At 67.6% G+C, this 24,094-nt stretch carries 20 protein-coding genes; 12 read left to right on the top strand and 8 right to left on the bottom strand.

The window, feature by feature from the left end:
* The first annotated feature begins 57 nt into the window (after positions 1-57).
* From rplK to EL338_RS19345, 3 genes are all read left to right on the top strand, one after another.
* On the top strand, positions 58-486 hold the full coding sequence (gene rplK / locus EL338_RS19355; protein WP_126335230.1) for a 50S ribosomal protein L11: 429 nt from the start codon (positions 58-60) through the stop codon (positions 484-486).
* A gap of 97 nt (positions 487-583) precedes the next feature.
* The gene (rplA, locus tag EL338_RS19350) at positions 584-1,291 is read left to right on the top strand and encodes a 50S ribosomal protein L1 (protein ID WP_126335229.1); all 708 of its coding nucleotides are present in this window, start codon (positions 584-586) and stop codon (positions 1,289-1,291) included.
* A gap of 79 nt (positions 1,292-1,370) precedes the next feature.
* Complete coding sequence (locus tag EL338_RS19345; RefSeq protein ID WP_235666219.1) at positions 1,371-1,970, top strand: M15 family metallopeptidase; 600 nt, start codon at positions 1,371-1,373, stop codon at positions 1,968-1,970.
* Positions 1,971-2,250: 280 nt separating this feature from the next.
* Here EL338_RS19345 and EL338_RS19340 read toward each other — a convergent pair whose 3' ends face one another.
* The 6 genes from EL338_RS19340 to EL338_RS19315 all read right to left on the bottom strand — a co-directional run bounded on the left by EL338_RS19340 (position 2,251) and on the right by EL338_RS19315 (position 7,710).
* Positions 2,251-3,111: a cyclopropane mycolic acid synthase family methyltransferase gene (locus EL338_RS19340; protein ID WP_126335227.1), complete on the bottom strand. Its 861-nt coding sequence runs from the start codon at positions 3,109-3,111 to the stop codon at positions 2,251-2,253.
* Positions 3,112-3,148: 37 nt separating this feature from the next.
* Positions 3,149-4,066, bottom strand: a complete 918-nt coding sequence (locus EL338_RS19335; protein WP_126335226.1) for a cyclopropane mycolic acid synthase family methyltransferase — start codon at positions 4,064-4,066, stop codon at positions 3,149-3,151.
* Positions 4,067-4,235: 169 nt separating this feature from the next.
* Positions 4,236-5,087, bottom strand: a complete 852-nt coding sequence (locus EL338_RS19330) for an alpha/beta fold hydrolase (protein ID WP_126336971.1) — start codon at positions 5,085-5,087, stop codon at positions 4,236-4,238.
* Between the two features lie 65 nt (positions 5,088-5,152).
* On the bottom strand, positions 5,153-6,523 hold the full coding sequence (locus EL338_RS19325; RefSeq protein ID WP_126335225.1) for an ABC1 kinase family protein: 1,371 nt from the start codon (positions 6,521-6,523) through the stop codon (positions 5,153-5,155).
* 61 nt (positions 6,524-6,584) lie between these two features.
* Positions 6,585-7,178, bottom strand: a complete 594-nt coding sequence (locus EL338_RS19320; RefSeq protein WP_126335224.1) for a DinB family protein — start codon at positions 7,176-7,178, stop codon at positions 6,585-6,587.
* Between the two features lies 1 nt (position 7,179).
* Positions 7,180-7,710, bottom strand: a complete 531-nt coding sequence (locus tag EL338_RS19315; RefSeq protein WP_126335223.1) for a DinB family protein — start codon at positions 7,708-7,710, stop codon at positions 7,180-7,182.
* A 61-nt stretch (positions 7,711-7,771) separates the two neighbouring features.
* Here EL338_RS19315 and EL338_RS19310 point away from each other — a divergent pair, with 61 nt between their 5' ends.
* Entirely contained in the window at positions 7,772-8,731 is a 960-nt protein-coding gene (locus EL338_RS19310) for a helix-turn-helix transcriptional regulator (protein ID WP_126335222.1), read from the top strand.
* Here EL338_RS19310 and EL338_RS19305 read toward each other — a convergent pair.
* The gene (locus tag EL338_RS19305) at positions 8,712-8,903 is read right to left on the bottom strand and encodes a hypothetical protein (protein ID WP_126335221.1); all 192 of its coding nucleotides are present in this window, start codon (positions 8,901-8,903) and stop codon (positions 8,712-8,714) included. The genes EL338_RS19310 and EL338_RS19305 overlap by 20 nt on opposite strands.
* A gap of 244 nt (positions 8,904-9,147) precedes the next feature.
* Here EL338_RS19305 and EL338_RS19300 point away from each other — a divergent pair, with 244 nt between their 5' ends.
* From EL338_RS19300 to rplL, 3 genes are all read left to right on the top strand, one after another.
* Positions 9,148-10,056: an ROK family protein gene (locus EL338_RS19300; protein WP_126335220.1), complete on the top strand. Its 909-nt coding sequence runs from the start codon at positions 9,148-9,150 to the stop codon at positions 10,054-10,056.
* A 278-nt stretch (positions 10,057-10,334) separates the two neighbouring features.
* Entirely contained in the window at positions 10,335-10,937 is a 603-nt protein-coding gene (gene rplJ / locus EL338_RS19295) for a 50S ribosomal protein L10 (RefSeq protein WP_126335219.1), read from the top strand.
* A 49-nt stretch (positions 10,938-10,986) separates the two neighbouring features.
* Positions 10,987-11,379 carry a 50S ribosomal protein L7/L12 gene (rplL, locus tag EL338_RS19290; protein WP_126335218.1) on the top strand — a complete coding sequence of 131 codons (393 nt, stop codon included), beginning with the start codon at positions 10,987-10,989 and terminating at the stop codon, positions 11,377-11,379.
* Positions 11,380-11,454: 75 nt separating this feature from the next.
* Here rplL and EL338_RS19285 read toward each other — a convergent pair whose 3' ends face one another.
* Positions 11,455-12,156: a TetR/AcrR family transcriptional regulator gene (locus tag EL338_RS19285; protein WP_126335217.1), complete on the bottom strand. Its 702-nt coding sequence runs from the start codon at positions 12,154-12,156 to the stop codon at positions 11,455-11,457.
* A gap of 83 nt (positions 12,157-12,239) precedes the next feature.
* Between EL338_RS19285 and EL338_RS19280 the strand changes: the two genes are divergently transcribed.
* From EL338_RS19280 to EL338_RS19260, 5 genes are all read left to right on the top strand, one after another.
* The gene (locus tag EL338_RS19280) at positions 12,240-13,736 is read left to right on the top strand and encodes a carotenoid oxygenase family protein (protein ID WP_126335216.1); all 1,497 of its coding nucleotides are present in this window, start codon (positions 12,240-12,242) and stop codon (positions 13,734-13,736) included.
* A gap of 106 nt (positions 13,737-13,842) precedes the next feature.
* Complete coding sequence (locus EL338_RS19275) at positions 13,843-14,892, top strand: ABC transporter ATP-binding protein (RefSeq protein WP_126335215.1); 1,050 nt, start codon at positions 13,843-13,845, stop codon at positions 14,890-14,892.
* Positions 14,893-15,332: 440 nt separating this feature from the next.
* Positions 15,333-18,842, top strand: coding sequence for a DNA-directed RNA polymerase subunit beta (gene rpoB / locus EL338_RS19270; protein WP_126335214.1), 3,510 nt, complete (start codon positions 15,333-15,335; stop codon positions 18,840-18,842).
* A gap of 65 nt (positions 18,843-18,907) precedes the next feature.
* Complete coding sequence (locus EL338_RS19265) at positions 18,908-22,867, top strand: DNA-directed RNA polymerase subunit beta' (protein WP_126335213.1); 3,960 nt, start codon at positions 18,908-18,910, stop codon at positions 22,865-22,867.
* A gap of 130 nt (positions 22,868-22,997) precedes the next feature.
* Entirely contained in the window at positions 22,998-24,068 is a 1,071-nt protein-coding gene (locus EL338_RS19260; protein ID WP_126335212.1) for a phosphatase PAP2 family protein, read from the top strand.
* Positions 24,069-24,094 lie beyond the last annotated feature (26 nt).

Here is a 24,094-nt window from a genome sequence, read left to right as displayed (position 1 = left end):
GCTCAGCGCAACTGAGCGCACCGAAATCGCAGAAATAAGAAAGGAAACACCACACCCATGGCCCCGAAGAAAAAGGTCGTCGGGCTGATCAAGTTGCAGATCCAGGCCGGGCAGGCCAACCCCGCCCCGCCGGTCGGTCCCGCGCTCGGCCAGCACGGCGTCAACATCATGGAGTTCTGCAAGGCGTACAACGCCGCGACCGAGTCGCAGCGCGGCAACGTCATCCCCGTGGAGATCAGTGTCTACGAGGACCGCAGCTTCACCTTCGCCCTGAAGACCCCGCCCGCCGCCAAGCTGCTGCTCAAGGCCGCCGGCGTGCAGAAGGGTTCCGGCACTCCGCACACCGACAAGGTCGCCAAGGTCAGCTGGGATCAGGTCCGCGAGATCGCCGAGACCAAGAAGGAAGACCTCAACGCCAACGACATCGACGCTGCCGCGAAGATCATCGCCGGCACCGCCCGGTCGATGGGCATCACCGTCGAGTAGTTTGCGGATCGACCAGACAGAAGTCGAGTAGATCGACTCCCGTGGGAGGGCTGGCATCGGCCCGACAACCACAACCAACGAGATTGATTGGATACCAATGAGCAAGAACAGCAAGGCCTTCCGCGAAGCCGCCGAGAAGGTGGACCGCGACAAGCTCTACAGCCCGCTCGAGGCCGCCAAGCTGGCCAGGGAGACGTCGTCGAAGAAGCAGGACGCCACCGTTGAGGTCGCGATCCGGCTGGGCGTCGACCCCCGCAAGGCCGATCAGATGGTGCGCGGCACCGTCAACCTGCCCAATGGCACCGGCAAGACCGCCCGCGTCGTGGTGTTCGCGGTCGGCGAGAAGGCCGAGGCCGCCCTGGCCGCCGGCGCCGATGCCGTGGGTAGCGAGGACCTGATCGAGAAGATCCAGGGTGGCTGGCTCGATTTCGACGCCGCCATCGCCACCCCCGATCAGATGGCCAAGGTGGGTCGCATCGCGCGCGTGCTGGGCCCGCGTGGCCTGATGCCGAACCCCAAGACCGGCACGGTCACCCCGGACGTGGCCAAGGCCGTGACCGACATCAAGGGTGGCAAGATCAACTTCCGCGTCGACAAGCAGGCCAACCTGCACTTCGTGATCGGCAAGGCCTCGTTCGACGAGGCCAAGCTGGTCGAGAACTACGGTGCCGCGCTGGAGGAGATCCTGCGGGCCAAGCCGTCGTCGTCCAAGGGCCGCTACCTGAAGAAGATCGTCGTCTCGACGACCACCGGCCCGGGCATCCCGGTCGACCCCAGCATCACGCGCAACTTCGCCGAGGCGTAGACGTTCGAAGGTGTACCGGATGCGCGCATTTCGCCGCTTTGCCCGCATCCGGTACGCACTCGTCATGGGAGCGGTACTGATGGCAACCCCGACAATCGCGGCCGCCGAACCCGTCGGGTCGGCGGGCCAGGACCGGTTGGTCGACGTTCGCACCGTGCTGCCCGATGCCCTCATCGACCTGCGCTACGCCACCGCCGACAACTTCCTCGGGGTTCGGCTGTATCCCCCCGACGCCCGCTGCCTGGTGCACGAGTCGTTGACCGCCGGCCTGGTCGAGTCGGCGAAAGTCCTTCGCGCCCAGGGTAATCGCCTGGTGTTCTGGGACTGCTACCGCCCGCACGAGGTGCAGGTGCGGATGTTCGAGGCGGTGTCCGATCCCGCCTGGGTGGCCCGGCCCGGCAACTTCGCGCGCAGCCACACCGCCGGTCGGTCGGTGGACGTGACGCTGTCCGACGAGGCCGGTGCGCTGCTCGACATGGGCACTGACTTCGACGAGTTCTCGCCCCGGGCAAAGGCTTTCGCCACCGAAGGGGTCGGCGCCGAGGCGCAGGCCAACCGCGCGCGACTGCGGACGGCGATGGCCGCGGGCGGCTTCACGGTCTACGCCGGGGAGTGGTGGCACTTCGACGGTCCCGGCGCGCAGGTGCAGCGCCCGATCCTCGACGTTGCGCTGAGCTGATTTCGGGCGCCGCCAGGCGTTTTCGTCGTAGACTCGGCTGCACAGCCACTAGGGGGACGACTTGTCAGAATCTGCAACATCCGCAACGTTGTGCCTGTGCGGGCATCAGCGGTCGGCGCACGAACATCACCGTGCCGGCACGGACTGTGCACTGTGCGCCGAGGGGCAATGTCCGCGGTTCCGGCGCCCGTCCCCGCTGCGCCGCCTGATCGCGAAATTTGCCCGCCCGCACTGATATTGCGGGCGGCGTTTGCTGAGTGCGGGCCCAGCTACCCCGGGCTCACTTCTTCAGGGTGAACTGATGCACGCTGGTGTGGCCGACCCGGAACAGGTTCACGCAGCCGTTGAGGTACTTGTCGTAGCGGTCGTAGACCTCTTGCGACTGGATCCGGATGGCCTCTTCGCGGTGCGCGGCGAGCTCCTCGGCCCAGATCTGCAGCGTGCGCACGTAGTGGGGGCCGATCTCCTGCAGCTGCGTGAGCTCGAAACCGGCCGGCAGCGCATGCTCCTGCACCTTCTCCACCGACGGCAGGCGGCCGCCCGGGAAGATCTCGGTCATGATGAACTTCGCGAACCGGGCCAGCTCGAAGGTCATCGGCAGGCCGAGCTCCTTGGCCCTGCGCATGTCGAAGCCGGTGATGCAGTGCAACAGCATCACGCCGTCGTCGGGCAGGGCGTTGTAGGTGGTCTCGAAGAAGTCGTCGTAGCGTTCGAAGCCGAAGTGCTCGAACGCACCGATCGACACGATCCGATCGACCTTGTCGTCGAATTCCTCCCAGCCCTGCAGCCGGACCTCGATGCTGCGTTCGGTGGGGACCTTCGCGAGCTTGTCGATCGCGTACTTGCGCTGCTCGGCGGACAACGTCAGGCCGATGACGTTGACGTCGTACTTCTCGATGGCGCGCTGCATGCAGGCGCCCCAACCGCAGCCGATGTCCAGCAGCGTCATGCCGGGCTCCAGGCCCAGCTTGCCCAGCGCGAGGTCGAACTTGGCGAGCTGCGCCTCGTCGCCGGTCATGTCCTCGCGCTCGAAGTAACCGCAGGTGTAACCCATGGTGGGGCCCAGGAAAAGTTCGTAGAACTCGTTCGAGATGTCGTAAATGGACTGGAGTTCTTCGTACTTCGGCTTCAGATTGCTCATCGGTGCAGACTCCCACCCGCTAGTGATTGATAAAACGCTAACCCATCCGGGACGCACCGCGCGGCGGCGCTCCCGGGAAAACGGGCATTAAAATTTTCTTCAGTGTGAACTGGCAGACGTCGGTGGTGCCGTTCCGGAACAACCTGGCGCAACCGGTCAAGTACTTCATGTAGCGGTCGTAGACCTCTTGTGACTGGAGTGTGACCGCCTCGTCGTGACGGGCCTCCAGTGCCTGCGCCCACAGATCCAGAGTACGGGCGTAGTGCAACTGCAATGACTGGACCCGCTGGACCTCGAACCCGGCGGCCACCGCGTGGTCGGTCACCAGCGCGATCGAGGGCAGCCGGCCGCCGGGGAAGATCTCGGTGAGGATGAACCGGATGAACCGGATCAATTCCATGGTCAGCGGCACCCCGTCGGCCGCGGCGTCCCTGGGATCCGTGGCGGTGATGGTGTGCAGCAGCATCACCCCGCCCGGCGGCAGCGCCTTGTTGGCCTGGGCGAAGAAGTCGTCGTAGCGGTCAGGGCCGAAGTGCTCGAACGCGCCGATGGACACGATCCGGTCGACCGGCTCGAAGAACTGTTCCCAGCCCTGCAGCAGGACCTGCTTGGAGCGCGGGCTCGGATCGCCGTGCAGCAGATCGGCGACGAAGTCGCGCTGGTTGCGGCTCAGGGTCAGCCCGATCACGTCGACGTCGTGGCGCTGTACCGCGCGTTTCATCGTCGAACCCCAGCCGCAGCCGATGTCCAGCAGCGTCATCCCGGGCTTGAGGCCCAGCTTGCCCAGGGCCAGGTCGATCTTGGCCAGCTGCGCCTCCTCGAGGGTCATGTCCGCGCGTTCGAAGAAGGCGCAGCTGTAGGTCCGGGAGGGATCCAGGAAGAGCTCGAAGAACTCGTCGGACAGGTCGTAGTGGGCTTGCACGTCCTCGAAGTGTGGCTCGAGCGCCTTGGGCATCTACCGGGGCCTTCCCTCGTCATGGCAGGAGGGCAGGCGCAATGATCCCCCCGGAACCAGTGCTTCCACCCCCTGTTGGCAACTCACATGCTTGGGGCAGCGGGCGCGCAGGGCAACGCGGCGACGGGGTACGTCATCTACCCGTCATCTGTCGCCGGCGACAATTACCTCAGCCGGCGGCGGCCGAAAACGTGAGGTCGAGCTGGTCGACGATGGGGTCCCAGAGCTGCTCGGGAAGGTCGTGGGCCATGCCCGGGAACAGCACCAGCCGGGCGCCGTCGATGTTGTTGGCGACGGCGCGACCGCCGGCGGGCCGCATCAGCCGGTCGGCGAGGCCGTGAAGCACCACCGTGGGCGCGCTGATCCGGTGGTCGTAGTGGCGCAGGCTGCCGCTGCCCATGATGGCGCCGAACTGCCGCGCCACCCCGACGGGGTAGTGGTTGCGGTCGTAGCCGGCCGCGGCCTCGGCGCGGATCTTGGCCTCGGGCGCGCGGTAGGCGGGGCTGCCGATCACGCGGCTGACCCGCACGGCGTTGTCGATGATGACGTCGCGCGGGGCGTCGGCCGGCGGGCCCTTGATGACGGCGTAGAGCGCGCGCGGATCGGGCGGCGGCAACGCCGCCTGGTTGTTGCTGGAGAAGATGACGCCCAACGAGCGGGTTCGCTGGGCGTGCCGAGCCGCGACCACCTGGGCGATCATCCCGCCCATCGAGGCACCGACGATGTCGGCGCGATCGATGTCGAGGTGGTCGAGCACCGCGGCCGCGTCGTCGGCCATGTCCTCGAGCGTGTAGACCGCCGGGCTGCGCCGACCCAGCGCCGAGCGGATCATGCTCGGGTACTGCGAGCCCTCGATCCGCAACCCGTCGAGCTTGCTCGACAGCCCGACGTCGCGGTTGTCGAACCGGATGACCCGTCGGCCTCGTTCGATGAGTTTCTGGCAGAACTCGTTGCGCCACAACACAAGTTGCGCGCCGAGCCCCATGATCAGCAGCACCGCGGGATCGTCCGGGTTGCCCATGTCCTCGTAGTAGATGTCGAGGTCCCCGGAGCGGGCGGTCCCGGTTCGCACGGTGTCCGGCTGCACTAGACCTCGATCTCCTTGTCGGACTTGTCCAGATCCTCGCGGTGGTCGCGGCTGACCTCGACCATGAAGTTGGCGAAGTAGCCGGAGAACTGCGGGTCGTTCATCATCTGCCAGCGCGGCGCCAACAGCTTCATATAGCGCTCCACGTAAAGGAATTGCTTGCCGATCAGCACCAGCTCGCGCGGGAGCTTCACGTCGTAGGCCTCGGCCAGGGTGGAGAGTTGCTTGCCGATCTCGGCGTAGGACATGTCACCGAGCGTCTTCATGCTCAGCGGCTCGGCGAAGGCCTCCAGGTCCTTGGCGGCCTGGGCCTCCGGCCGCACGGTACCCACCGCGCCCAGCAGCACCACGATCTTGCCGGCCGCGGCATGGTCCTTCTTGACCAGCAGCGCGTAGATCAGTTCGCGCAGCAGCCAGCGGGTGCGCGGATCGATGCGGCCCATGATGCCGAAGTCGAGGAACACGATCCGGCCCTGCTCATCGACCAGCAGGTTGCCCGCGTGCAGGTCGCCGTGGAACAGGCCGTGCCGCAGACCGCCCTCGAAGGTGGAGAACAGCAGCGCCTTGACCAGTTCGGTGCCGTCGAAGTCCTGTTTGCGGATGGCCGCGACGTCGTCGATGCGCACCCCGTGCACCCGCTCCATGGTCAGCACGCGCTGGGTGGTGAAGTCCCAGTGCACGTCCGGCACCTTGATGTTCTTGCCCAGCGGCGAGGAGTGCAGGTGGCTGACCCAGGCCTCCATAGACTGCGCCTCGATGCGGAAGTCGAGTTCCTCGGCCAGGTTGTCCGAGAAGTCGGCGACGACATCCTGCGCGGACAGCCGACGGCCCATCTTCGCGAACTCGACGACCTGCGCGAACCGCTTGAGGATCTGCAGGTCGGCGGCCACCCGGCGGCGGATGCCCGGGCGTTGGATCTTGACCACCACGTCCTCGCCGGAGTGCAGGGTCGCGAAGTGCACCTGGGCGATCGACGCCGAGGCGAACGGCTGCTCCTCGAAGTGCTTGAACAGGTTGCGCGGCTCGTCGCCAAGTTCTTCCTTGAACAGTTTCTGCACTTGGGCGGGGTCCGCGGCCGGCACGGAGTCCAGCAGGGTGCGGAACTCGCGCGACAGCGGCTCGCCGAAGGCCCCCGGGCTGGACGCAATGATCTGGCCGAACTTCACATAGGTGGGGCCGAGATCGGCGAAGGTCTGCGGGATCTCCTTGATGACCTTGGTCTGCAGGCTCCCGCGGCCCGGCAGCCGCTTGGCCACGCGTGCCGCGGTACGAGTGAGCTGCCAGCCCGTGGTACCGACGCGAGCCGCCTCGAAGGGCAGCGGGACGCGGTCGAGCTTGACGACCTCCCGGTGGTGATTGGTCGGACTCATTGTTGTAGTGTGCCAAACCCGCCTTCGACGTTCCCAATTACCGTGACCGCGACCACAACAATCAGCCCGCACCCCACGGCGTGAGCCAGGGCGTGGGCGCCCAGCCCTCGTGCGCGGCGATGAGCTCGTAGAGGGTGGCGCCGTCGATGGCCTCGCGGATGATGTCGGCGTGCCCGGCGTGCCGCGCGAGCTCCTCGAGCAGGTGGAACAGCACCCACCGCACCGACCAGGCGCCGATGTCCTGCGGGAACCAGGGGACGTCCTTGGGGATCGGGACGGCCGCACCCAGATCGACGGTGTCGATCAGGGCCAGCGCCGCGGCGTTGCCCTCGTCGAACCGGGCCAGGATCTCCGCGAGCGTCTCATCGTCGGTCATGACGAACTCGTCGGCGTAATCGGCGGCCTGATCGGCCATGGGGCGCTCGTCGTCGGCGCACCTGTCGGGTGCCGCGGTCACGCGCTGCAGCCAGCCGTGCTGACAGTTGGTGACGTGCTTGATCAGCGCGCCGATCGACAGGGCGCTGACCGTGGGCGTGGCGCGGGCCTGCTCGTCGGTCAGCCCGAATGCCACGGCGTGGAAGGCCTGTTGCTGTGCGGCGAGGTAGTGCTTGAGTCCGGCGCGTTCGTCGGCGATCGGCGGGGGCAGGGCGGGCATGTCAGCTCTCTTTCTTGTTGTGTGCGTACAGGTCTCGAAGCAGGGAGATCTCCGCGCCGTGGTGGATGACTTCGCGGTGGATGTGCAGGACCAGGTCGATCATGGGGCGATCACCCCACTGGCCCTCGGCGGCGCCGATCGGGCGGTCGAGGGCCGCGGGAGTCAGGGGGCGCACCCCCGCGACCCAGCGGTCGTGAGCGTCATCGAGTTGGGCCAGCGCGGTCTCGGCATCGGTTGCGTACGACCAACTCTGGTAGTCCGCGGGTGGACCGTCGAAGTGCGCGTGGTTGCGCATGGCCAGCACGCCGACGATGACGTGGGCGAGCCGCCAGGCGATCGTCGTCACCGGCGTGGGTTCGGGTGGGGGATAGGTGAAGTCGATGGAGCCGTCGGGGTGGACGGTCCAGCAGTCCGGGACCGGGGCCCAGAAGTACTCGTCGTCGCTCAGGCCGGCCAGGCGGGGGCGGAGTTGGTGGGTCCAGTGCCACTCGAGCTGGTCTATCAGCGAGTTCACCAGGGCGGGCGTTGTCATGGACACACCTTCTCAGCAATTGAGGACTGTTCTTGTCCTAAAAGTGCGCGAGACTGTTCTGGTGTCCGAAACGACGAGCCGCGTACTGCAACTGCTCGGGCTGCTGCAGTCCCGCCGGGTGTGGACCGGCCGCGAACTGGCCGAGCGGTTGGGCGTGACCGGGCGCAGCGTGCGCCGGGACATCGAACGCCTGCGTGAACTGGGATATCCGGTGCACGCGAGCCCCGGTCTGGGCGGTGGTTATCAGTTGGGCGCCGGGGCCGCGCTGCCGCCGCTGCTGCTCGACGGGGACGAGGCCGTGGCCGTGGCGGTGTGCCTGGGGTTGGCCGCCGGCGGAAGCGTGGCCGGGATCGGTGACTCCGCGCTGCGGGCGCTGTCCAAACTCGATCAGGTGATGCCGTCGCGGCTGCGCTCGCAGGTGTCGGCCGTGCATGAGGCCACCGTGACGCTGCACGCCCAGGCGGAGTCGACGGTGGACCCCGACGCGTTGATGACGCTGGCCCGGGCCTGCCGCGACCGCGAGCACATCGGGCTGCGGTACACGGCGTTGAACGGCGCGGTGACTCGACGTCGTCTGGAGCCGTATCAGCTGGTGACCACGGGCCGGCGCTGGTATCTGCTGGCCTATGACCGGGACCGCGCCGATTGGCGCAGTCTGCGGCTGGATCGGATGGCCGACATCGGCGCGCAGGGCACCACCTTCGTGGCCCGCGAGACACCGGATGCCGCCACGTACGTCAGCCGGGCGATCAGCAGTTCGCCGTATCGGTATGTCGCCCGGGTCCGCTATCGGTGCCCGCAAGACGTTGTCGCAGCGCACTTCTCGCCGAGCGCGGCGACCGTCGAAGCCGACGGGCCCGAGTCCTGCCTGGTCTCCACTGGCGGCGATGACCCGGACCGGATGGTGCTCTGGCTGGCGTCGGTGGGCTGCGAGTTCGAGGTCCTCGAGCCCCCGGAGGTGGCGGCGGCCGCCACGCGGATGGCGCGGCTGCTGTCCGCGGCTACTGCTGGTGGCCGTTGATCCGGCGGCGCAGTTTCGTGGTCCGTGCAGTGTTGCGCCGGCGGGTCGTGGAGTCGTGCCAGTGCAGGCGCAGCAGCAGTAGGCGGCGGTGGGCTTGCCAGCCGATCGACAGCGGGTCGCGCCAGGGCGTCCGTCGGTCGGCCTCGGTGGGGAGATGAAGGTGCTCGCTCACAATGATTTCCACTGTGGCACGACCTGGTTCCGGCGGCACCCCGGGCAGGTCAGCGGGTGTGTGAACGGTTGCCGAACAGTGCCCGAACCGTTGCGGGCGGGGTCGCCCGGGTGGGCGCGAGCGTGCGCAGAATACGGAAATTTCGCGGCGTGTCGGCCGGGGACGCGCACTGTCGCGCAAGATTGGGCTGTCGCGCAAGATTGGGCTGGGGCGCAAGATTGGGCTGGGGGAGGATGGGGCACTGATGAGCGAGCTCACCCTGGCCCTCGACATCGGCGGCACCAAGATCGCCGCGGGTCTGGTCGACCCCGACGGCACCCTGGTGCGCGCCCAGCAGTTGCCCACGCCGCGCGGCGCCGGGCCCGAGGCCGTCTGGCGCGTGGTCGAGCAACTGATCGTGGGGATGACCGCCGAGACGCCGGTGCGGGGCGCCGGCATCGCCTCGGCCGGGCCGATCGACCTCCCCGCGGGCACCGTCAGCCCCATCAATGTGCCCGCCTGGCAAGGCTTTCCGATCCGCGAGCGGGTGGCCGGGGCCCTCGGCGGCCTGCCGGTGCGGCTCGCCGGTGACGGGCTGTGCATGGCGCTCGGGGAACACTGGCGCGGGGCGGGCCGGGACGCGCGGTTCCTGCTGGGCCTGGTGGTCTCCACCGGCGTGGGCGGCGGCCTGGTCCTCGACGGCGCGCCGTACGCCGGGCGCACCGGCAACGCCGGGCACGTCGGCCACGTGGTGGTGGACCCGGCCGGGGTGCGGTGCACCTGCGGCGGTCACGGCTGCGTCGAGACCGTCGCGGGCGGCCCGAAGATGGTGGCCTGGGCGCGCGAAAACGGTTGGACCGCAGCGCCGGACGCCGACGCTGCGGAGCTTTCCGCGGCCGCCGTGGCGGGCGACGCCATCGCGGTGCGGGCCTTCGAGCGCGGGGCCACGGCCGTGGCGGCGACGATCGCCTCGGTGGCGGCGGTGTGCGATCTGGACCGGGTGGTCGTCGGCGGCGGGGTGGCCCGCGCCGGGGCCGTATTGTTCGACCCACTGCGCGCCGCGCTGCGGCGGTTCGCCGGGCTGAGCTTCCTGGCCGACCTGACGGTGCGGCCGGCCCGCCTGGGTTCCGAGGCCGGTCTGGTGGGCGCGGCGGCGCTGCTGCGCGACACCTGAAACCGGGCCGGTCGAGCCTCGTTTTGGCTGATCGGCACCGCAGGCGCTATTCTGGTCGACGATCCACCGAAGACCGTCGGTCACCGAGCAATCGGTTGAAGGTCCGGGAACATCCCGGCGGCCCACGCAGGAGGACGAGGTAGCTGGCAAGTTTTGCCACATCGACGCCCCGGCCGCATCCTGCGCTGGGGCGTCCGTCGTTTCCGGGTCTGCTCGCCCCGGCGCCCTGCGGTGGCGCACGCAAAGCACGCTGGACAACACATCATCAGGAGGCATGCATGGCCAAGGCTGAAAAGGCTACCGCCGTTGCAGAGATCACCGAGCAGTTCAAAGCCTCGACTGCCACCGTCATCACCGAGTTCCGCGGTCTGACCGTGGCCAACCTGGTGGAGCTGCGCCGGTCGCTCGGCGACTCGGCCACCTACTCGGTGGCCAAGAACACGCTGGTCAAGCGTGCGGCCTCGGAGGCAGGAGTCGAGGGGCTCGACGAGCTGTTCGTCGGCCCGACGGCGATCGCGTTCATCAACGGTGAGCCGGTCGACGCGGCCAAGGCGCTGAAGAAGTTCGCCAAGGACCACAAGTCCCTGGTCATCAAGGGCGGCTACATGGACGGCAAGGCGCTGTCCGTCGCCGAGGTCGAGCAGATCGCCGATCTCGAGTCGCGCGAGGTGCTGCTGGCCAAGCTGGCCGGCGCCATGAAGGCCAACCTCACCAAGGCCGCCGGGCTGTTCAACGCGCCGGCCTCGCAGGTTGCCCGCCTGGCCGCCGCCCTGCAGGACAAGCGCGCTGCCGAGGCTCCGGCCGAGGCCGCTGCGGAGGCTCCGGCCGAGCCGGCTGCGGAGGAACCCGCAGCCGAGGCCGCCGCCGAGACAACCGAATAAACCTGACCAACCACATCCGTAGGTAACAAATCCAGGAAGGACTGCCACCATGGCAAAGCTCAGCACCGACGAACTGCTCGATGCGTTCAAGGAACTGACCCTGCTCGAGCTCTCCGAGTTCGTGAAGAAGTTCGAGGAGACCTTTGAGGTCACCGCGGCCGCTCCGGTCGCCGTCGCCGCGGCCCCGGCCGCCGGTGGTGGCGCTGCCGCCGAGGCCGCCGAGGAGCAGTCGGAGTTCGACGTGATCCTCGAGGGTGCCGGCGACAAGAAGATCGGCGTCATCAAGGTCGTCCGCGAGATCGTTTCGGGCCTGGGCCTGAAGGAGGCCAAGGATCTGGTCGACAGCGCGCCCAAGCCGCTGCTCGAGAAGGTCGCCAAGGAGGCCGCCGAGGAAGCCAAGACCAAGCTCGAGGCTGCCGGCGCGACGGTCACCGTCAAGTAGTAGCTACGCAACAGAAATCCCCCGGAGATCGCCCGCGATCTCCGGGGGATTTCTCGTTGGATCGAAGGCGCCGGGTCAAAGATCCTGCGTCGCAGCGGTTTGCGAGGCCGCCAGCGCCTCGGCGGTATCGCCGAGGGAGAGCAGGGTGTTGCCGGCCAGCGCGCCCAGCACGGGCCCGAAGGCCACCTCGCCGTAGTAGCCCGCCAGTTCCAGCATCACGAAGCCGTGCATCATCGTCCAGAACTGCGCGGCGATGGTCAGCACGCTCGCGTCGTCGTCGGGGGAGCCCGCGCTGATCCGTCCGGCGACCATGGCCCGGTGCACGTGGCGCACCACGTGGGCCAAGCTCGGATGGTGCGCGGTGATCTCGGCGACCCGCAGCGTCAGCACGTTGTGCGCGGGCGCGTGGATGCCGTGCGCGCTGGTGCTGCCGAACATCAGCCGGTACAGGTGCGGCCGGCCGATGGCGAACCGGCGGTAGGCCGCCCCGCAGCGCAACAGGTCGGCCACCGGGTCCTCGGTCAGCGGCACCGTCAACGCCGCGTCGAATTGCCGCAGGCCCTCGTCGGCGACCGCCGCGATCAGTGCCCGCATCCCGCCGAAGTGCGTGTAGACCGCCATCGTGGAGGTGCCCGCGGCGCCGGCGACCTTGCGGGTCTGCAGGGCGTCGGGGCCGTGGTCGTCGAGTAGTCCGACCGCCGCGTGCAGCAGTTCCGCGCGCACGTCGCGCTGCGCCGAGGGGTCCGTCGAGGGGCGAAGCGAAGTCATCCTTGCCATCGTCTCACGGGCCGCGTACGGTCTGCATAACACCGTCATAACAACGTTATGCGAGGATATCGGACCGATCGGGAGGGATCGAGATGACCGCCGTGCAACCCCAGCAAGACACCAACCCGTACCTGGAGGGCTTCCTGGCGCCGGTCGCCGAGGAGGTGACCGCCTTCGATCTGAAGGTGACCGGCCGCATCCCCGAGCACCTCAACGGGCGCTATCTGCGCAACGGGCCCAACCCCGCCGCCGAGGTCGACCCCGCGACCTATCACTGGTTTGCCGGCGACGCGATGGTGCACGGTCTGGCCCTGCGCGACGGCGCCGCCCGCTGGTACCGCAACCGATGGGTCCGCACGCCGGCGGTGTCGCGCACGCTGGGCGAAGCGCGCGTGGCCGATCTGGACCCGCGCACCGGCATGCTGGCGGTCGGGCCCAACACCAACGTGCTGACCCACGCGGGGCAGACGCTGGCGTTGGTCGAGGGCGGCGGCGCCAACTATCGCCTGACCGACGAACTCGACACCGTGGGTACCTGCGACTTCGACGGCACGCTGTACGGCGGCTACACCGCCCATCCCCATCGGGATCCGAAAACCGGTGAGCTGCATGCGGTTTCGTATTCGTTCGCGCGGGGGCGCAACGTGCAGTACTCGGTGATCGACGTCCACGGGCGCGCGCGTCGCACCGTCGACATCCCGGTTACCGGTTCGCCGATGATGCACGACTTCTCGCTCACCGAGAAGTACGTCGTCATCTACGACCTGCCGGTCACGTTCGACCCGACCGAGATCATCCCGGTCACCGTGCCGCGCTGGCTGCGCGCCCCGGCGCGTCTGGTTCTCCAGTCCCTGGCCGGCCGGGTCCGGGTGCCCGGTCCGATCGCCGCGCGGATCAACAGCGACCCGCGGCCCATCTCGTCGCTCCCGTTCGCCTGGAACGAGGACTACCCGGCGCGCATCGGCGTGCTGCCGCGCGAGGCCGACGCCGAGGCCATCCGGTGGTTCGACATCGACCCGTGCTACGTGTTCCACCCGCTCAACGCCTACAGCGAGGACCGCGCCGGCCACGAGGTGCTGGTGCTCGACGTCGTGCGCCACGGCCGGATGTTCGACCGCGACCGGCGCGGCCCGGGGGAGGGGCATCCCACCCTGGACCGCTGGGAGATCGACCTGAGCACCGGCGCGGTCCGCACCGAACGCCGCGACGACCGCCAGCAGGAGTTCCCGCGGATCAACGAGACGCTCACCGGCGCCAAGCACCGCTACGGCTACACCGTCGGCCTCGAGAACGCGTTCGACGGCGCCGAGACCGACCGCTCGGCGGTCTACAAGCAGGACTTCTCCACCGGCGGTAGCCAGCAGGCCGCCCTCGACCCGGAACTGCTGGTCGGGGAGATGTCGTTCGTGCCGAATCCGGGCGCGACGGCCGAGGACGACGGTGTGCTGATGGGCTACGGACACCACCTCGGACGCGACGAAGGCCAGCTACTTATGCTCGACGCGGCCACCCTCGAGACCGTCGCCACCGTGCATCTACCGCAACGCGTGCCGATGGGGTTCCATGGCAACTGGTGCGCCGATGAATAACAAAGGCTGACACAAGCGGAGTGTCGATCTTTCGCGTGCGCTACAGTGACTCAAGCCACAGGCGGGCCGCTGGTGGCATCGTCGAGAATTTGCGGAAGGATTTCGCGTGGGCATTGGCATCCAGGTCGAAGGACTGACTAAGTCCTTCGGGTCCCAGCGAATTTGGGAAGACGTCACGATGGACATCCCCGCCGGGGAGGTCAGCGTGCTGCTGGGCCCGTCGGGTACCGGTAAGTCGGTGTTCTTGAAGTCCCTGATCGGGTTGCTGCGGCCCGAGCGGGGCAAGATCATCGTCGACGGCACGAACATCATCGAGTGCTCCGCCAAGGAGCTCTACGAGATCCGCACCCTGTTCGGGGTGATGTTCCAGGACGGCGCGCTGTTCGGGTCGATGAACCTGTACGACAACACCGCCTTCCCGCTGCGCGAGCACACCAAAAAGAAGGAGAGCGAGATCCGTGACATCGTCATGGAGAAGCTCGACCTGGTGGGTCTGGCCGGCGACGAGAACAAGTTCCCCGGTGAGATCTCCGGTGGTATGCGCAAGCGTGCCGGTCTGGCCCGCTCGCTGGTGCTCGACCCGCAGATCATCCTCTGTGACGAGCCGGACTCCGGTCTGGACCCAGTGCGTACGGCGTACCTGTCGCAGCTGCTGATCGACATCAACGCGCAGATCGACTGCACCATCCTGATCGTGACGCACAACATCAACATCGCGCGCACGGTGCCGGACAACATGGGCATGCTGTTCCGCAAGCACCTGGTCATGTTCGGCCCCCGCGAGGTGCTGCTGACCAGTGACGAGCCGGTGGTCAAGCAGTTCCTCAACGGCCGCCGGATCGGCCCCATCGGCATGTCCGAGGAGAAGGACGAGTCGCAGATGGCCGAGGAGCAGGCCATGTTCGACGCCGGCCACCACGACGGTGGCGTCGAGGAGATCGAGGGCGTGCCGCCGCAGATCCAGGCCACCCCCGGTATGCCGGAGCGCAAGGCCGTCGCCCGCCGTCAGGCCCGGGTGCGCGAGATCCTGCACACCCTGCCGCCGGCCGCCCAGGAGGCCATCCGCGACGAGCTCGACGGCACCCACAAGTACAAGGTGCACGAGTTCGCCGACGAGACCCCGACCGCGTCGATCCCGGTACAGAACGAAAGCTGATCAGCTCGACACCGTGACCGCCCGGCAGTGCCGGGCGGTCACTTTTATGCCCAGCCGAGCGGCCGCAGCAAAATGTTTTCCGCCGATCCACAGCTTCGGCGCGTTAACTCTTGACGGACGGGCCCGTACAAGCCAGTCTGTTGGGCAGCATGTTCGAAACAGGTAGTCAGGTCGCCAGCCAGCGCTCTACCTCCTCGGGATTCCGGGGCGGATATGTCGTTACCGACCGGTAGTTGAGGAATGCGCCGTCCTGCGCTATTGTTGGACGTTGCGCTGGCTGCCTCCTGCCCATCATCAGCACTCGACACCGTAGGTCCTGCTGAGCATTGCTCGGTGATCTTCGTTGCATGCCGTGGTTCAGGCCGAGAGTCATCCAGCCGAACCGACGCAGATAGCGCGGCAACGAGGATCGGTCGTCGACCGCCTTCCGAGCCGCTTAGGTGCTGGAAGGATGCATCTTGGCAGTCTCTAGCCAGAGCAAGTCAGTAGACACCACTAACCACTCCGTCCCAGGAGCACCCAACCGTATTTCGTTTGCCAAGCTCCGTGAACCGCTCGAGGTTCCGGGGCTTCTTGACGTGCAGACCGAGTCCTTCGATTGGTTGATCGGGGCCGACAGTTGGCGGCAGAAGGCCGTCGACCGCGGCGACGTCGATCCCAAGGGCGGTCTTGAGGAGGTCCTTGAGGAACTGTCGCCCATCGAGGACTTCTCGGGCTCGATGTCGCTGAGTTTCTCGGATCCGCGCTTCGACGATGTCAAGGCGCCGGTCGACGAGTGCAAAGACAAGGACATGACGTACGCGGCACCGCTGTTCGTCACGGCCGAGTTCATCAACAACAACACCGGTGAGATCAAGAGCCAGACGGTCTTCATGGGTGACTTCCCGATGATGACCGAGAAGGGCACCTTCATCATCAACGGCACCGAGCGTGTCGTGGTGTCCCAGCTGGTCCGCTCGCCGGGCGTGTACTTCGACGAGAGCATCGACAAGTCCACCGAGAAGACGCTGCACAGCGTCAAGGTGATTCCCGGCCGCGGCGCGTGGCTGGAGTTCGACGTCGACAAGCGTGACACCGTCGGTGTGCGCATCGACCGCAAGCGTCGCCAGCCGGTCACCGTCCTGCTGAAGGCCCTGGGCTGGACCAACGAGCAGATCGCCGAGCGCTACGGCTTCTCCGAGATCATGATGTCGACGCTGGAGAAGGACCCCACCAGTGGCACCGACGAGGCGCTGCTGGACATCTACCGCAAGCTGCGCCCGGGCGAGCCGCCCACCAAGGAGTCGGCGCAGACCCTGCTGGAGAACCTGTTCTTCAAGGAGAAGCGCTACGACCTGGCCCGGGTGGGCCGCTACAAGGTCAACAAGAAGCTGGGGCTCAACGTCGGACAGCCGATCACCAGCTCGACGCTGACCGAAGAGGACATCGCCGCCACCATCGAGTACCTGGTGCGTCTGCACGAGGGCCAGGACACCATGACCGCCCCCGGCGGCAGCGAGGTGCCGGTCGAGGTCGACGACATCGACCACTTCGGCAACCGTCGGCTGCGCACCGTGGGTGAGCTGATCCAGAACCAGATCCGGGTCGGCCTGTCCCGCATGGAGCGCGTCGTGCGCGAGCGGATGACCACCCAGGACGTCGAGGCCATCACGCCGCAGACCCTGATCAACATCCGTCCCGTCGTGGCGGCGATCAAGGAGTTCTTCGGCACCAGCCAGCTGTCGCAGTTCATGGACCAGAACAACCCGCTGTCCGGGCTGACCCACAAGCGTCGTCTCTCGGCGCTCGGGCCCGGCGGTCTGTCCCGTGAGCGCGCCGGTCTCGAGGTTCGTGACGTGCACCCGTCGCACTACGGCCGGATGTGTCCGATCGAGACCCCCGAGGGCCCGAACATCGGTCTGATCGGTTCGCTGTCGGTGTACGCGCGGGTCAACCCGTTCGGTTTCATCGAGACGCCGTACCGCAAGGTCATCGACGGTGTGGTCACCGACAAGGTGGACTACCTGACCGCCGACGAAGAGGACCGCTACATCGTCGCGCAGGCCAACTCGCCGACCGACGCCGAGGGCCGGTTCGAGGAATCCCGCGTCCTGGTGCGTCGTAAGGGCGGCGAGGTCGAGTACGTGTCCTCGGCCGAGGTCGACTACATGGACGTCTCGCCGCGCCAGATGGTGTCGGTGGCCACGGCCATGATCCCGTTCCTCGAGCACGACGATGCCAACCGCGCCCTGATGGGTGCCAACATGCAGCGCCAGGCGGTTCCGCTGGTGCGCAGCGAGGCACCGCTGGTGGGCACCGGCATGGAGTTGCGCGCCGCGATCGACGCCGGCGACGTGGTGGTGGCCGAGAAGGCCGGCGTGATCGAGGAGGTCAGCGCCGACTACATCACGGTGATGGCCGACGACGGCACCCGCCAGACCTACCGGATGCGCAAGTTCGCCCGCTCCAACCACGGCACGTGCGCCAACCAGCGCCCGATCGTGGATGCCGGGCAGCGCGTGGAGGCCGGCCAGGTCGTCGCCGACGGTCCCTGCACCGCCGACGGCGAGATGGCGCTGGGCAAGAACCTGCTCGTGGCGATCATGCCGTGGGAGGGCCACAACTACGAGGACGCCATCATCCTCTCGCAGCGCCTGGTGGAGGAGGACGTCCTGACGTCCATCCACATCGAGGAGCACGAGATCGACGCCCGCGACACCAAGCTGGGCGCCGAGGAGATCACCCGGGACATCCCGAACGTCTCCGATGAGGTGCTGGCCGACCTCGACGAGCGCGGCATCGTCCGCATCGGCGCCGAGGTCCGCGACGGCGACATCCTGGTCGGCAAGGTCACCCCGAAGGGTGAGACCGAGCTGACCCCGGAGGAGCGCCTGCTGCGTGCCATCTTCGGTGAGAAGGCCCGCGAGGTCCGCGACACCTCCCTGAAGGTGCCGCACGGCGAGTCCGGCAAGGTCATCGGCATCCGGGTGTTCTCCCGCGAGGACGACGACGAGCTGCCGGCCGGCGTCAACGAGCTGGTCCGCGTGTACGTGGCCCAGAAGCGCAAGATCTCCGACGGCGACAAGCTCGCCGGACGCCACGGCAACAAGGGCGTCATCGGCAAGATCCTGGCGCAGGAGGACATGCCGTTCCTGCCCGACGGCACCCCGGTGGACATCATCCTGAACACCCACGGTGTGCCGCGTCGTATGAACATCGGCCAGATCCTGGAGACCCACCTCGGGTGGATCGCCAAGACGGGCTGGAACATCGACGTCGCCGCGGGCGTACCGGAGTGGGCCGAGGGGTTGCCCGAGGATCTGCGCAGCGCCCCGGCCGACACCAAGACCGCCACCCCGGTGTTCGACGGTGCCCAGGAGGGCGAGCTGCAGGGTCTGCTCGGCTCGACGCTGGCCAACCGCGACGGCGAGGTCATGGTCAACAGCGACGGCAAGGCTACGCTGTTCGACGGTCGCAGTGGTGAACCGTTCCCGTACCCGGTGACGGTCGGCTACATGTACATCCTGAAGCTGCACCACTTGGTGGACGACAAGATCCACGCGCGCTCCACCGGCCCGTACTCGATGATCACCCAGCAGCCGCTGGGCGGTAAGGCGCAGTTCGGTGGCCAGCGGTTCGGCGAGATGGAGTGCTGGGCCATGCAGGCCTACGGCGCCGCCTACACGCTGCAGGAGCTGCTGACCATCAAGTCCGACGACACGGTCGGCCGCGTGAAGGTGTACGAGGCCATCGTCAAGGGCGAGAACATCCCCGAGCCGGGCATCCCCGAGTCGTTCAAGGTGCTGCTCAAGGAACTGCAGTCGCTGTGCCTCAACGTCGAGGTGCTCTCCAGCGACGGTGCCGCGATCGAGATGCGGGACGGCGACGACGAGGACCTGGAACGCGCCGCCGCGAACCTGGGCATCAACCTGTCGCGCAACGAATCCGCGTCCGTCGAGGACCTTGCCTAGGTGGTAGGCCTTCGCGAACTCGCCACTGTTAGTTTTTCTATCCCGCAAGGGGAAAGGGAGTTTACGTGCTAGACGTCAACTTCTTCGATGAACTCCGTATCGGCCTGGCCACCGCGGAAGACATCCGTAACTGGTCGTTCGGCGAGGTCAAGAAGCCGGAGACCATCAACTACCGCACGCTGAAGCCGGAGAAGGACGGCCTGTTCTGCGAGAAGATCTTCGGACCGACTCGCGACTGGGAGTGCTACTGCGGCAAGTACAAGCGCGTCCGCTTCAAGGGCATCATCTGTGAGCGCTGCGGCGTCGAGGTCACTCGCGCCAAGGTGCGTCGCGAGCGGATGGGCCACATCGAGCTGGCCGCGCCCGTCACGCACATCTGGTACTTCAAGGGTGTGCCGAGCCGGCTGGGCTACCTGCTGGACCTGGCCCCGAAGGATCTCGAGAAGATCATCTACTTCGCGGCCTACGTGATCACCTCGGTCGACGAGGAGATGCGCCACAACGAGCTGTCCACGCTCGAGGCCGAGATGGTCGTCGAGAAGAAGGCCGTCGAGGATCAGCGCGACGCCGACCTGGAGGCCCGGGCCCAGAAGCTCGAGGCCGACATGAAGGAGCTCGAGGACGAGGGCGCCAAGTCCGACGTCAAGCGCAAGGTGCGCGACGGCGGCGAGCGCGAGATGCGTCAGCTGCGCGACCGCGCACAGCGTGAGCTGGACCGGCTCGACGAGATCTGGACCACCTTCACCAAGCTGGCGCCCAAGCAGCTCATCGTGGACGAGAACCTCTACCGCGAGCTCGTCGACCGCTACGGCGAGTACTTCACCGGCGCCATGGGCGCGGAGTCGATCCAGAAGCTCATCGAGACCTTCGACATCGACGCCGAGGCCGAGTCGCTGCGCGACGTCATCAAGAACGGCAAGGGCCAGAAGAAGCTGCGGGCGCTCAAGCGACTCAAGGTCGTCGCCGCGTTCCAGCAGTCCGGCAACTCGCCGATGGGCATGGTGCTCGACGCCGTCCCGGTGATCCCGCCGGAACTGCGTCCCATGGTGCAGCTCGACGGTGGCCGCTTCGCGACCTCCGACCTCAACGACCTGTACCGCCGCGTGATCAACCGCAACAACCGGCTCAAGAGGCTGATCGACCTCGGCGCGCCCGAGATCATCGTCAACAACGAGAAGCGGATGCTGCAGGAGTCGGTGGACGCGCTGTTCGACAACGGCCGTCGCGGCCGGCCCGTCACCGGGCCCGGCAACCGTCCGCTCAAGTCGCTGTCCGATCTGCTCAAGGGCAAGCAGGGCCGGTTCCGGCAGAACCTGCTCGGCAAGCGCGTCGACTACTCGGGCCGTTCGGTCATCGTGGTCGGCCCGCAGCTCAAGCTGCATCAGTGCGGTCTGCCCAAGCTGATGGCCCTCGAGCTGTTCAAGCCGTTCGTGATGAAGCGCCTGGTGGACCTGAACCACGCGCAGAACATCAAGAGCGCCAAGCGGATGGTCGAGCGGCAGCGGCCGCAGGTGTGGGACGTCCTCGAAGAGGTCATCGGCGAGCACCCCGTGCTGCTCAACCGCGCCCCCACGCTGCACCGCCTCGGTATCCAGGCCTTCGAGCCGCAGCTGGTGGAGGGCAAGGCCATCCAGCTGCACCCGCTGGTCTGTGAGGCGTTCAACGCCGACTTCGACGGCGACCAGATGGCCGTGCACCTGCCGCTGAGCGCGGAGGCGCAGGCCGAGGCCCGCATCCTGATGCTGTCCTCGAACAACATCCTGTCGCCCGCGTCGGGCCGCCCGCTGGCCATGCCGCGTCTGGACATGGTGACCGGGCTGTACTACCTGACCACCGAGATCCCCGGCGAGGCCGGCGAATACGTCCCGGCGACCAAGGATCAGCCCGAGGACGGCGTGTACAGCTCGCCGGCCGAGGCGATCATGGCGATGGACCGCGGTGCGCTGTCGGTGCGGGCCAAGATCAAGGTGCGGCTCTCCGAGGCGCGCCCGCCGGCTGACATCGAGGCCGAGCTGTTCGGCGACCAGGGGTGGAAGCCCGGTGATTTCTGGACCGCGGAGACCACGCTGGGTCGGGTGATGTTCAACGAGCTGCTGCCGAAGGGCTATCCCTTCGTCAACAAGCAGATGCACAAGAAGGTGCAGGCGGCGATCATCAACGACCTCGCCGAGCGCTACCCGATGATCGTCGTCGCGCAGACCGTCGACAAGCTCAAGGACGCCGGCTTCTACTGGGCCACCCGCTCCGGTGTCACGGTGTCCATGGCCGACGTGCTGGTGCCGCCGCAGAAGAAGGAGATCCTGGACCGCTACGAGAAGGAAGCCGACGGGATCGAGAAGAAGTACCAGCGCGGTGCGCTCAACCACGGTGAGCGCAACGAGGCCCTGGTCAAGATCTGGCAGGAGGCCACCGAGGAAGTCGGTAAGGCGCTGCGCGATCACTACCCGGCCGACAACCCGATCATCACGATCGTCGACTCCGGTGCGACGGGTAACTTCACCCAGACCCGGACGCTGGCGGGCATGAAGGGTCTGGTGACCAACCCCAAGGGTGAGTTCATCCCGCGGCCGATCAAGTCCTCGTTCCGCGAGGGCCTGACGGTGCTGGAGTACTTCATCAACACCCACGGTGCCCGTAAGGGTCTGGCCGACACCGCGCTGCGTACCGCCGACTCGGGTTACCTGACCCGTCGTCTGGTGGACGTGTCGCAGGACGTCATCGTCCGCGAGGCCGACTGTGGCACCGAGCGTGGCATCACCGTCACGATCGCCGAGAAGGATCCCAGCGGCGCCCTGATCCGCGACCCGCACGTGGAGACCAGCGCGTACGCGCGCACCCTGGCCTCCGACGCGGTCGACGAGAAGGGCAACGTGATCGTCGAGCGCGGTCACGACCTGGGCGACCCGGCGATCGACGCGCTGCTGGCCGCGGGCATCACCACGGTCAAGGTGCGGTCGGTGCTGACCTGCACCACCGGCACCGGGGTGTGTGCGCACTGCTACGGCCGTTCGATGGCCACCGGCAAGCTGGTCGACATCGGCGAGGCCGTCGGCATCGTCGCGGCCCAGTCCATCGGTGAGCCCGGCACGCAGCTGACCATGCGTACCTTCCACCAGGGTGGTGTCACCGGTGGCGCCGACATCGTCGGTGGTCTGCCGCGGGTGCAGGAGCTGTTCGAGGCGCGCGTTCCGCGTAACCGCGCCCCGATCGCCGACGTCACCGGGCGGGTCCGCCTCGAGGAGAGCGACAAGTTCTACAAGATCACGATCGTGCCGGACGACGGTGGCGAGGAAGTGGTCTACGACAAGCTCTCCCGTCGTCAGCGCCTGCGGGTGTTCAAGCACGAGGACGGTTCCGAGCGGCTGCTGGCCGACGGTGACCACGTCGAGGTCGGGCAGCAGCTCATGGAGGGCTCGGCCGACCCGCACGAGGTGCTGCGTGTCATGGGTCCGCGCGAGGTGCAGGTGCACCTCGTCGGCGAGGTCCAGGACGTGTACCGGGCGCAGGGTGTGTCGATCCACGACAAGCACATCGAGGTGATCGTTCGCCAGATGCTGCGCCGCGTGACGATCATCGACTCGGGCGCCACGGAGTTCCTGCCCGGCTCGCTGACCGAACGCAGCGAGTTCGAGTCCGAGAACCGTCGGGTGGTGACCGAGGGCGGCGAGCCCGCGGCCGGCCGCCCGGTGCTGATGGGCATCACCAAGGCGTCGTTGGCCACCGATTCGTGGCTGTCGGCGGCGTCCTTCCAGGAGACCACCCGGGTGCTGACCGATGCGGCGATCAACTGCCGCAGCGACAAGCTGATGGGCCTGAAGGAGAACGTGATCATCGGCAAGCTGATCCCGGCCGGTACGGGCATTGCCCGCTACCGCGACATCGCGGTGCAGCCGACCGAGGAAGCCCGCGCCGCGGCGTACACGATCCCGTCCTACGAGGATCAGTACTACAGCCCGGACTTCGGCCAGGCGACCGGTGCTGCGGTGCCGCTGGACGATTACGGATACTCGGACTACCGGTCCTAACTGAACAACGGAAAAGCCCCCGCCTCGGCGGGGGCTTTTTCGTTGCGGTCGGCTTAACGGAATTCGAACCCGGTCTGACGACCTGGCGACTTAGGCTGAGCGCACCTACCGCGCCGCCGAAAGGTCCGCCGTGTCCGCGATCGACGACCGACCCGTCGCAGAGCAGGACGGCGAGGTCGTCGCGGCGGTACGGGAGCGCCGCCTGACGCTGCTGCGCCGGGTGGCCCTGGGCACCTGGTTCGCGGTGGTCGCCTTCCGCATCGCGACCACGGGCGTGGCCTTCAACCGCGAACTGCTGCTGCTCTACATCTGCGCGGGACTGGCCGCGGCCAGCATCGGGCGGCGCCGGGTGCTCTACGTGATCCGGGACTGGCTGCCGTTTGCGCTGGTGCTGGTGGTCTACGACCTGTCCCGGGGTGCGGCCGACCTGATCGGCCGGCCCACCCTGTGGCACTGGCAGGCCGACGCCGATCGGTGGCTGTTCTTCGGGGTGATGCCCACCGTGTGGTTGCAGGAGCGCCTCAAGCAACCGCAGCCGCCGTGGTGGGAGGTGGTCATCAGCACCACCTACATGTCGTTCTTCATCCTGCCGTACGCGATTGCCGCGGTGCTGTGGCTGCGCAACCGCGAGGAGTGGAAACGCTTCGCGCAGTTGTTCGTCGGGCTGTCCTTCGCGGCGCTGATCATCTACGCGCTGTTGCCGGCGGCGCCCCCGTGGGCGGCGGCGCGGTGCACGGCCGCCGACGTCGCGTCGGGTCCGTCCAATCCGCGGTGCATGTTCTCCTCGGCCCGCGACGTGCCCGACGGCGGCATCCTGGGCTCGATGAGCACCAGCCAGCCCGGCGCCCACGAGTGGGTGGAGCGCATCTCCACCCGCGGCTGGGCCAAGCTGAACCTGGACACCGCGCGCGCCCTGATCGATCAGGGGCAGGCCAACGTGAACCTGGTGGCCGCCATCCCGTCGCTGCACGCGGGGTTGAGCCTGGCGATCGCGATGTTCCTGTGGCACCGGGTGGGCCGACGGTGGCGCCCGCTGCTGGTGGCCTACGTGCTCACCATGGCCTTCACGTTGGTCTATGCCGCCGAGCACTACGTGGTCGATCTGCTGCTGGGCTGGCTGTTGGCCGTGGTCGCGATGACGGTGCTGAACCGGTTGCGACCGCGCGCCCCGGCCGGGATCCCCCTGACGGTCGCGGCCTAGTTCCATTACAGTTCTTGTGCGGCCGT

This window comes from Mycolicibacterium chitae, assembly GCF_900637205.1.
Classification (GTDB): Bacteria; Actinomycetota; Actinomycetes; order Mycobacteriales; family Mycobacteriaceae; genus Mycobacterium; species Mycobacterium chitae.
The sequence above is the reverse complement of the archived record's forward strand: the minus strand, read 5'-3'. Positions and strand labels throughout refer to the sequence as shown.

Excerpts from the sequence above, each read along its gene's own strand:
- EL338_RS19330 (WP_126336971.1), bottom strand. The coding sequence starts at position 5,087 with ATGGGCAACCCGGACGATCCCGCGGTGCTGCTGATCATGGGGCTCGGC.
- EL338_RS19335 (WP_126335226.1), bottom strand. The coding sequence starts at position 4,066 with ATGCCCAAGGCGCTCGAGCCACACTTCGAGGACGTGCAAGCCCACTAC.
- EL338_RS19300 (WP_126335220.1), top strand. The coding sequence starts at position 9,148 with ATGAGCGAGCTCACCCTGGCCCTCGACATCGGCGGCACCAAGATCGCC.
- EL338_RS19315 (WP_126335223.1), bottom strand. The coding sequence starts at position 7,710 with ATGACAACGCCCGCCCTGGTGAACTCGCTGATAGACCAGCTCGAGTGG.
- EL338_RS19280 (WP_126335216.1), top strand. The coding sequence starts at position 12,240 with ATGACCGCCGTGCAACCCCAGCAAGACACCAACCCGTACCTGGAGGGC.
- rplJ (WP_126335219.1), top strand. The coding sequence starts at position 10,335 with ATGGCCAAGGCTGAAAAGGCTACCGCCGTTGCAGAGATCACCGAGCAG.
- rplA (WP_126335229.1), top strand. The coding sequence starts at position 584 with ATGAGCAAGAACAGCAAGGCCTTCCGCGAAGCCGCCGAGAAGGTGGAC.
- EL338_RS19285 (WP_126335217.1), bottom strand. The coding sequence starts at position 12,156 with ATGGCAAGGATGACTTCGCTTCGCCCCTCGACGGACCCCTCGGCGCAG.
- EL338_RS19320 (WP_126335224.1), bottom strand. The coding sequence starts at position 7,178 with ATGCCCGCCCTGCCCCCGCCGATCGCCGACGAACGCGCCGGACTCAAG.
- rplL (WP_126335218.1), top strand. The coding sequence starts at position 10,987 with ATGGCAAAGCTCAGCACCGACGAACTGCTCGATGCGTTCAAGGAACTG.
- EL338_RS19325 (WP_126335225.1), bottom strand. The coding sequence starts at position 6,523 with ATGAGTCCGACCAATCACCACCGGGAGGTCGTCAAGCTCGACCGCGTC.
- rplK (WP_126335230.1), top strand. The coding sequence starts at position 58 with ATGGCCCCGAAGAAAAAGGTCGTCGGGCTGATCAAGTTGCAGATCCAG.
- EL338_RS19340 (WP_126335227.1), bottom strand. The coding sequence starts at position 3,111 with ATGAGCAATCTGAAGCCGAAGTACGAAGAACTCCAGTCCATTTACGAC.
- EL338_RS19345 (WP_235666219.1), top strand. The coding sequence starts at position 1,371 with ATGGCAACCCCGACAATCGCGGCCGCCGAACCCGTCGGGTCGGCGGGC.